Origin of the sequence: Microbacterium sp. Kw_RZR3, assembly GCF_029222405.1 — a bacterium.
Lineage (GTDB): Bacteria > Actinomycetota > Actinomycetes > Actinomycetales > Microbacteriaceae > Microbacterium.
On record NZ_JARHXC010000032.1, the window covers coordinates 1 to 8,291 of the forward strand.

Genomic DNA, 8,291 nt, shown 5'->3' on the forward strand with positions numbered 1-8,291 from the left:
AGGAAGCGTCAGCGCTCCGCAATCGCGAACCCGCCGGAGGGCAGGACCACCGTGGTCTCACCGTCGAACGCGGTCGTGCGAAGCAGCGCACCGCGGGCGTCGTAGACGCGCACCGTTCCGCCGCCCGTGACGGTCGTCCGCTGCGCACCGGGCGCGCTGGACTGCACGAGCTCGCTGCGGCTTCCGGCGCCCTCGAGGACGAGGCGCGACACGAACGGCCGCACGATGAGTCCGTCGAGCATCAGATCGCCGCGCTGGGCGGTGACGTTCAGCTCCGTCCGCCGCTCCGACACGGGGGCGGTGAGCGCGTGCGGCAGCAGCGCCCCGGGCGTCGGGGAGATACCCGGCGCGGGGCCCGTGATCTTCAGCGCCCCGTTCCCGCGCCAGCGCGAGAGCGACTGCTCCCCCGGCTGCGAGAACACGACCGGCTCGACCCAGCGCTTCGTGTCGGCGGAACCGATGTCCCACGTCGCGCTCTGCCCGGGCTTCAGAGTGAGAGCGTCGCCCGACCAGCTCGACTCGCCCGTCCACGACGTCGGCGTCGACACGGTGCCGTCGGTGGAACTGGCATCCTCCGCCTGGACGAACGTCAGGCCGACGCGGTCGGTGACGGACGTGAGGGCCGTCGCACGCGCGGCCACATCGGGGTGCGCGTCGAGGGCGAGCGCGGTCAAGAGCCCGTGGATGGTCGACTCCGCGCCGCTGTTCCGGTTCACGGTCCCGTCGGGCTGCAGGCCGTCGAAGGTCACACCGGTCGACGGGTCGTACATCTGCGCTCCGGCGTGGTTCGCGCCGAAGAACCACGCGGCCTGCAGTCCCGCGAGCTCGGCGAATGCCGACGATCCGGTCGTATCGGCCAGGGCGAGCAGCGACTGCACGCGCGAGTCCGCACCGTACGCGATCTGGACGCGATCGGTGGGGCTCGGGAACCAGCCGTTGTCCGGCCCTCCCGCTGTCAGCAGCGTGGTGGTGAAGCTCGTGGCATCCGTGATCGCCGGGGCGACGAGCGCATCGTCGCCGAAGAGGTCTCCCGCCTCGGCGAGGGCCGCGGGCATCTGCGAACCCCACGCGTGCCACATCGCGGGCGACTGCGCCCACGGCAGGATCGCGCCGTACGGCCACTGACGGGTGTTCCCGGATGCCATCGCCGCGACGCCCTCGGCGAGCTGTCGCGCCGCGGTGGCCGAGGTGTCGTCACCGGCGCGGACGGCCGCGGTCAGTCCGAGGACGGCCTCGGCCGAGGCATCCGCCCCGTCGACGATGAGCCACGCGGGCACGCGCATGCCGTCGGCCTCGGTGTACTGGCCGTACTTCGACAGCACGTCGCGTTCGATCGCGCCGCGCGACAGGGCCAGCCGCTCCTTGAGGAAGGCGGCGAAATCGGGGTCGTCGTCGACGAAGGCCGCATACCCCTCCCCCAGCGCCCAGACCGTGCGTGCCGTCCAATAGCTCGGGCCCGAGTCGGACGGGTCGGGCAGCTCAACGGGCTCGGCGGACGGGTTGAGCTCGCCGTCCGGCTGCATCCAGAGCACGACGTTGCCGGCCGAGGGTCCGTCCGTCGTCTGGTGGTAGGCGACCGTCCGCAACAGCTCGTAGGCCTTGTCCCGGCTGTCTGCGTCGCCGGTCTGCTTCCAGTGCCGGAGGTAGACGACGGCGGCGCGGGTGTTGTCGTCGGCGTTGTACGCGCCCTGGCCCCAGTGACCGGTCGCGGAGTCGAGCGGACCTCCACCGACACGCTCGAAAGTGCCGCCGTCACGGGCATCGGCGTAGGTCCACGGCGCGAGGAGGGTGGGTTCCTCGGTCTGACGGTAGGTCGAATGGCCTTCGACGCCCGCGGGAGGGGTGGCCTCGTCGAGGAGGAAGTCGAGATGGGCGAGGTTCGTCAGCGGCGCGGCCGGGGCGGCCTCGGCCGTGGCGGTGGACGAGGTCGCGAGGGCCGACGCCGGGCCCGCCGTGAGCGGCACGGCCAGGGCGACGGCAGCGAGAGTCGCCGTGATGCGCGCACTCCATCGTGCGTTCATGGGAGGGGGATCCTTTCGATGGGGGGGCCGTCCGCCCGCACCCGAGCGGTGGGGCTCGGGCGCGGCCCGACGCGTCAGTCAGTGCGCTCGAGCAGGGCGACGCCGATCTTCGAGTCGGCCATGCCGTAGAACACGAAATGGCGGCCGTCGATCTCCTCGATCGCGGTCGGGAAGACCACGTTGGGCACGATGCCGCTGCGCTCGTCGTCGGTCTCGGGGGCCAGCAGCGGCTCGGGCGTCCGGGCGATCACGCGGCTCGGGTCATCGGCATCCAGGATCAAAGCACCCGCGGCGTAGTTCACCTTCTGCTGCTGCGAGAACGCGCTGTCGATTACGCCGGTCACGCCGTGGTGCAGCACGAGCCAGCCCTCGGGGATCCGCAGCGGGGGCGGTCCCCCGCCGATCTTGACGGCCTCGAAGGGGAACTCGGGACCCGCGACGAACCGGTGCTGCTCCCACAGCGCGAGGTTCGCAAGGTCCTCGCGGACGGATGCCACGGGCACGTAGCTGATCCAGATGGACTGCCGTTCGTCCTCGACCCCGGCCGGGACCCGCACGCCCTGTCCGGGCTTCGTCTCGCCGAGATCCCACATGGGTCGGTGCAGCACGGCGAACGCCTCGCTGCCATCGGGGGCCGTGACCGTCTCGGGGAAGAAGACCGTGTCCTTGTTGTGGAACAGGTTCAGGTCCATGTCGAGGTCGTCCTGGTACCGGAAGAGCACCGGGCCGAGCCGCCGCCAGTCGCGCAGGTCCTCGGAGACGGCGACGGCGGTGCGCGGGCCCAGGGGGCCATAGGCGACGTACGTCATGACGTGCAGCCCCAGGGCTTCGATCCACGTCGTGCGCGGGTCTTCGGTTCCGGCGTTGTCGGCGCCGCGCTCCCACCCGCGGTCGGGCTGGAGCACCACGCCCTCGCGTTCCACGGCGACGGGCACACCGTCCTCGACGACGACGCGGGCGAGGCCCACGCGCGAGACGTTGCCCTCGGCGACCAGGCGCGGCAGCAGGTACAGCTCGCCGTCGGGGCCGCGACCCGAGGCCGGGTTGAGCACCCCCTCGGCTTCGTCGATGTTGCCGGGCTCGGGGGTCATCACCACACCCACGCGCGTGAGGCGGTAAGGGACGGGGGATTCGGGGGTCATTGTCATCCTTTCACTCCGGATCCGAGGTCGTTGGAGGTGAAGTAGCGCTGGAAGATCAGGAACAGCGCCACCGCGGGGGCGGCGAGCACGACGGCGCCGGCCATCATCGCGCCGAAGGGGTTGGTGGTGGAGGCGGCGATCGTGGAGATGAAGTTCGCCAGCGACACCGCGAGCGGCTGCATCGTGGCGTCCTTCGTGATGAGGAAGGGCCACAGGAACTCGTTCCACGGACCGATGAAGGTCAGCAGCACCGCCGTCAGCAGCGCCGGGCGCACGAGCGGCAGCGCGACGCTCCAGAGCAACCGGAACTCGTTCGCTCCGTCGATGCGGGCGGCGTCGAACAGTTCCTTGGGGAGCTGCAGGAAGTACTGCCGGAAGATCACGACCGCCGTGGAGTTGATGAAGAACGGCAGGATCATGCCGAGGTAGCTGTCGCTCAACCCGTAGTCGCGGGCGATCATGACGTACAGCGGGATCATGAGCAGCTGAAACGGGATCACCTGCACCAGCAGCACGAGCGCGAAGGTCGCGGACCGGCCGCGCCATTTCAGCACCGCCAGCGCGTACCCGGCGAGCACCCCGAACACGATCGTGCCGAGGATCACTCCCCCGGTGAAGATCCCCGAGTTGACCAAGCCCTTCAGCAGATTGATGCGTCCGTCGATCGCCGTGTAGTTCTCCAGCGTCAGGTTCGATGGGTGCGGGAACGCCCCCGCGATCGTGGAGTCCGGGTTCGTCTGCAGCGAGCCCACGACCATGTAGTAAAAGGGGAACAGGAACGCCAGGGCGCCGAGCGTCAGGACGCCGTAGGTCACGATCTTGGTCTTCATGATTCCTCCCTCCCCACGAAACGGCGTTGGAGCGCCGCGATGATCAGCACGAAGATGATCAGCACCACCCCGATGGCCGCGGCGACGTCGGGGTGCTGCTGCTCGATGCCCTTCTGGTAGATGAGGAGCACGGGCGACGTCGACGCCCCGTTGGGGCCGCCGCCGTTGGTGAGCAGGTACGGCTCGGTGAAGAGGTTCGCGCCGGTGATCGTGGCGAGCAGCACCACGAGGAACGTCGCCGGACGCACGCCCGGAACGGTCACCGAGAAGAACTGCCGAAGGCGTCCGCCGCCGTCGACCGCGACCGATTCGTACAGCTCGCGCTGCACGTTCTGCAGCGCCGCGAGGTACAACAGGATGTAGAACCCGAGTCCCTTCCACGTCACGAACAGGGCGATCGTCGGCATCGCCAGCGCGGAGTTGACCAGCCACGACGGGTTCGGTGCGAGCGGGCCGAGGGCGTTGTTGATCAGCCCGTCGTTCGAGAACAGGAACAGCCACACCGCGACCACCGCGACGGATGCCGTGACGTAGGGCACGTAGAACGCGACCCGGAAGAACGCGCGGGCGCGCACCACGCGGTCCAGCGCCGTGGCCAGCACGATCGACAGCACGACCGTCAGCGGGACGTTGATGAGCAGGAAGATCCCGACGTTGCCGAACGATCGCCACACGGCCGGATCGCTCAGGGCCGTGACGTAGTTGTCGAGCCCGACGAACGGCCGCGCGACGTTCGCGCCCGGGGCGGTGAAGAAGTAGTCGTGGAACGACATCCACACCGCGAACACGATGGGGTACGCGAAGACGACCGCGATGAAGATCAGGTACGGAGCGGAGAACAGGATGCCGAGCGGCTGCGCCCCGAGAAGTCGGCGACGCTTCTTCCCGGCATCCCCCGCTCCCCCCGCACGTCCGGACCGGCCGGGGTCGCCCCCGGTCCGCCCGGACGTGCGGGTGAGATCGACGATCATGTCACTTCCCCGCCGCGAGCTGGTCGATCCGGGTCTGGGCGTTGGAGAGGAATGTGTTCACGTCCTCTTCGCCGAAGATGACCGCCTTGGAGTACTCGTCGCGGAAGGCCTGCCAGATCTCGACCGAGCTGACGACGTTCGGCACCTCGACCGTGCGCGCGGCCTGGTCGCCGAACTGCTGGTAGGCCGGGTTGGCGCTGAAGTAGTCGGCGTACGTGGTGGTCAGGTCGGTGCGCAGCGGCATCTGCCCCGTCTCCTCCAGCCACTTCCCGTCCTGCTCCTGGCTGGTGGCGAACTTCAGCACCTCCCACGCGGTGCCCTTGTTCTGGCACGCGGTGAACAGGCCGACGTTCTTCGCGTCGCTGAAGGTCCAGGTCTGGTCGGCCGCGGTGCCCTTCTCCGTCGGCACGGGCACGGCACCCCAGTTGACCTTGTCCTTGTAGACCGAAACGGCCCACGGCCCGACGATCGCCATCGCAGCCTTGCCGTCGGCGAACGCGTCGCCCTGGTACTGCTCGTTGCCGGCGAGCTTGTCGGCGTAGATGGTGCGCCAGAAGTTCGCGACGGCCTCACCGTCGGCGTCGTTGAAGGTGGCCTTGCCGTCCTCGACGAGCTGCTTCCCGCCGGTCTGCGCGGCGTACAGCGGATAGAAGTCGAACCACGACTGGAAGAACTCGCTCGTGGGCGCCGGGTTGATGGCGTAGTCCGAGACGCCCGCCGCCTTCAGCTTCTGCGAGGTGGCGAGGAACTCGTCGTACGTCGACAGCTGCGGGTTCTCGGCGTCGAGGCCGGCTTTGGCGAAGAGGTCCTTGTTGTAGAAGATCATCACCGGGTTGCTCTTCCAGGGCAGCTGGTAGAAGCCGCCGTCATCGGAGCGGTACTGGTCGGCGAGGTCGCCACTGCGCTCGGTGATGTACTGCTCGCCGTCGGGGAAGTCCGACAGGTTCACGAGGCCGCCCTGGCGCTGGAATCCGGGCACCGCGGCGGGCGAGGTGTTGAACACCAGGCACGGGGCGTTGCCGGCGGTGATCGCCGCGCCGATGACCTCTTCGCTGGAAGACCCGGCGGGGATCTCCTGCGCGGTGATCTGCTCGTCGGGGTGGTCGGCGTTCCAGGCCTCCACCATCTGCTGGCCCCACGCGATCTCCGCCGCGTTGTTGGAGTACCAGATCGTGATGGGGCCCTTGGCATCCATTCCGGATGCTCCCCCGCCACCTCCGCTGCACGCGGAGAGGGCGAGGATGCCGGTGGCGGCTACTGCTGTGGCGAGAATGCGTCGTCGCATGTCTTCCTCCTTGTGGGGCGGGCGGGGGCCCGCGGGTGTCAGCTTCGGATCGGCGGCGCGGTGGAGTCGCGCACCTGCAGGCCGGGGTCGGCGAGGGCTAACGTCTCGGGCTCTCCCCCCGCGATCGCCTCGAGCAGAGCGCGGGCCGCGGCCGCTCCCCAGCCCCGCGCATCGGTGGAGACGCTCGTGAGGGCGGGGAACAGGTGCCGGCCGAGTTCGGTGTCGTCGAACCCGGTGATCGAGAGGTCGCGGGGCACCGACAGGCCGCGGCGCTGCGCCGTGCCGAGCCCCGCGACAGCCATGTTGTCGTTCGAGTACACGATCGCCGTGGGCGTGACCTCGGCGTCGAGCAGGGCCGTGGTGGCCCGCGCCCCGTCGGCGGCGCTGAAGTCCGTCTCGACGACACGGGCCCGGATGCCGCGCGCTCGCGCCGCGGCCTCGAACGCCGCGGCGCGGTGGCGTCCGTGCAGCATCGCGAAGGGTCCCGCGACGTGGGCGATGTCGGTGTGCCCGAGGTCGGCGAGGTGGTCGACGGCGAGGCGGATGCCGGCGCCGTCGTCGACCGAGACCGAGGTGAAGGGGCTGTCGACGTCGGGGACGCCGAGGGTGACGGCCGCGATACCGAGGCTCGCGACGAGTTCGATCCGCGGATCGTCGGCTCGGAGGTCGGAGAGGATCACGCCGTCGACGCGACGGTCGGCCGCGAGTCCGCGGTAGGTCTCCTCTTCGTGACGGCCCGGAGTGGCGGCCGCGAGCACGAGGACCTGTCCCGAGACGGAGAACTCGTCCTCGACGCCCGCGATGAACGAGGGGAAGAACGGGTCGGCGGCGATGACGTCGGGGCTGCGGCCGATGACCAGGCCGCACGCGAAGGCGCGGCCGACGCTGAGCGACCGCGCCCGCAGGCTCGGGCTCCACCCCATCTCGGCGGCGACGGAGAGGATGCGGTCACGTGTGTCGGGGGCGACGCCGGCGCGGCCGTTCAGCGCGAACGACACGAGGCCCTTGCTGACGCCGGCGCGGCGCGCGACGTCGGCGATGGTGGGTCGCGTCTCGTTCGTCATGGTGCACCTCGTCGTGGCATCCGTCGGCCTAAACCGGTTCAGTGGGATCGAGACTAAACCGGTTCAGGTCGAACGTCAAGCCCTCGCCGCTCGCGACGCGCGGCGGTGCACCCTCGGTTGATTCGGGTTGGGGCGCATTCCTCCGTGCGGGGCGCGGCTTCGCGCGCGCCGCACGGGAACTCGCGCCCCGAACCTCAGCCTCGCGCGCCCGTGCCGCAACCCCTCCCCGATGTCGGAGGCCCTCGATAGCGTGAGGACATGAGCGAACGCGAGTACGACCTGATCGTCATCGGAGCCGGCCCCGTCGGTGAGAACGTCGCCGACCGCGCGGTGCAGGCGGGGCTCACCGCCGTGATCGTCGAATCCGAGCTCGTCGGCGGCGAGTGCTCCTACTGGGCGTGCATGCCGTCGAAGGCGCTGCTGCGCAGTGGAGCTGCGCTCCGCGCCGCGCGCGACGTCGACGGCGCGAAGCAGGCCGTCACCGGCGACCTCGACGTCGCCGCTGTCCTTCGTCGCCGCGACACGATGACGAGTAATTGGGACGACGCCGGTCAGGTCTCGTGGCTCGAGGGTGCGGGCATCGAGCTCGTGCGCGGCCACGGCCGCCTCACCAGTGAGAAGACGGTGCGCGTCACGGCCCACGACGGCACCACCACCGACCTCGTCGCACGCCACGCGGTCGCGGTGTGCACGGGGTCCGCGGCGCTGATCCCCGGCATCCCGGGGCTCGCCGACATCGAGCCGTGGACGAGCCGCGAGGCGACCGCGGTACAGAGCGTCCCGGCCTCGCTCGCGATCCTCGGCGGCGGCGTCGTCGGCGCCGAGATGGCGACGGCCTTCGCGAGCCTCGGCGCCGAGGTCACGATCATCGCGCGCTCGGGGCTGCTGGGCGGCACCGAGCCGTTCGCCGGCGAGCTGGTCGCGGATTCGCTCCGCGAGCGCGGCGTCACGGTGAAGACGGGCGTGGATGCCACGGCC

At 70.3% G+C, this 8,291-nt stretch carries 7 protein-coding genes; 1 reads left to right on the top strand and 6 read right to left on the bottom strand.

The window, feature by feature from the left end; all coding sequences use genetic code 11:
* Positions 1 to 8: 8 nt before the first annotated feature.
* The 6 genes from P2P98_RS01255 to P2P98_RS01280 form a co-directional block, all read right to left on the bottom strand.
* A complete protein-coding gene (locus P2P98_RS01255; protein ID WP_275796413.1) occupies positions 9 to 2,021 on the bottom strand; it encodes a hypothetical protein in 2,013 nt (670 codons plus the stop codon).
* 74 nt (positions 2,022 to 2,095) lie between these two features.
* On the bottom strand, positions 2,096 to 3,163 hold the full coding sequence (locus P2P98_RS01260; RefSeq protein ID WP_275796415.1) for a glycosidase: 1,068 nt from the start codon (positions 3,161 to 3,163) through the stop codon (positions 2,096 to 2,098).
* A gap of 2 nt (positions 3,164 to 3,165) precedes the next feature.
* The gene (locus tag P2P98_RS01265; RefSeq protein ID WP_275796417.1) at positions 3,166 to 3,993 is read right to left on the bottom strand and encodes a carbohydrate ABC transporter permease; all 828 of its coding nucleotides are present in this window, start codon (positions 3,991 to 3,993) and stop codon (positions 3,166 to 3,168) included.
* Positions 3,990 to 4,964, bottom strand: a complete 975-nt coding sequence (locus tag P2P98_RS01270) for a sugar ABC transporter permease (protein WP_275796419.1) — start codon at positions 4,962 to 4,964, stop codon at positions 3,990 to 3,992. The genes P2P98_RS01265 and P2P98_RS01270 overlap by 4 nt, the downstream gene beginning before the upstream one ends.
* Before the next feature lies 1 nt (position 4,965).
* A complete protein-coding gene (locus tag P2P98_RS01275; protein ID WP_275796421.1) occupies positions 4,966 to 6,249 on the bottom strand; it encodes an extracellular solute-binding protein in 1,284 nt (427 codons plus the stop codon).
* 38 nt (positions 6,250 to 6,287) lie between these two features.
* Positions 6,288 to 7,313: a LacI family DNA-binding transcriptional regulator gene (locus tag P2P98_RS01280; protein WP_275796423.1), complete on the bottom strand. Its 1,026-nt coding sequence runs from the start codon at positions 7,311 to 7,313 to the stop codon at positions 6,288 to 6,290.
* Positions 7,314 to 7,571: 258 nt separating this feature from the next.
* Here P2P98_RS01280 and P2P98_RS01285 point away from each other — a divergent pair.
* Positions 7,572 to 8,291 (top strand): FAD-dependent oxidoreductase (locus tag P2P98_RS01285; RefSeq protein ID WP_275796425.1); only part of this gene is annotated, 720 nt, incomplete at its 3' end.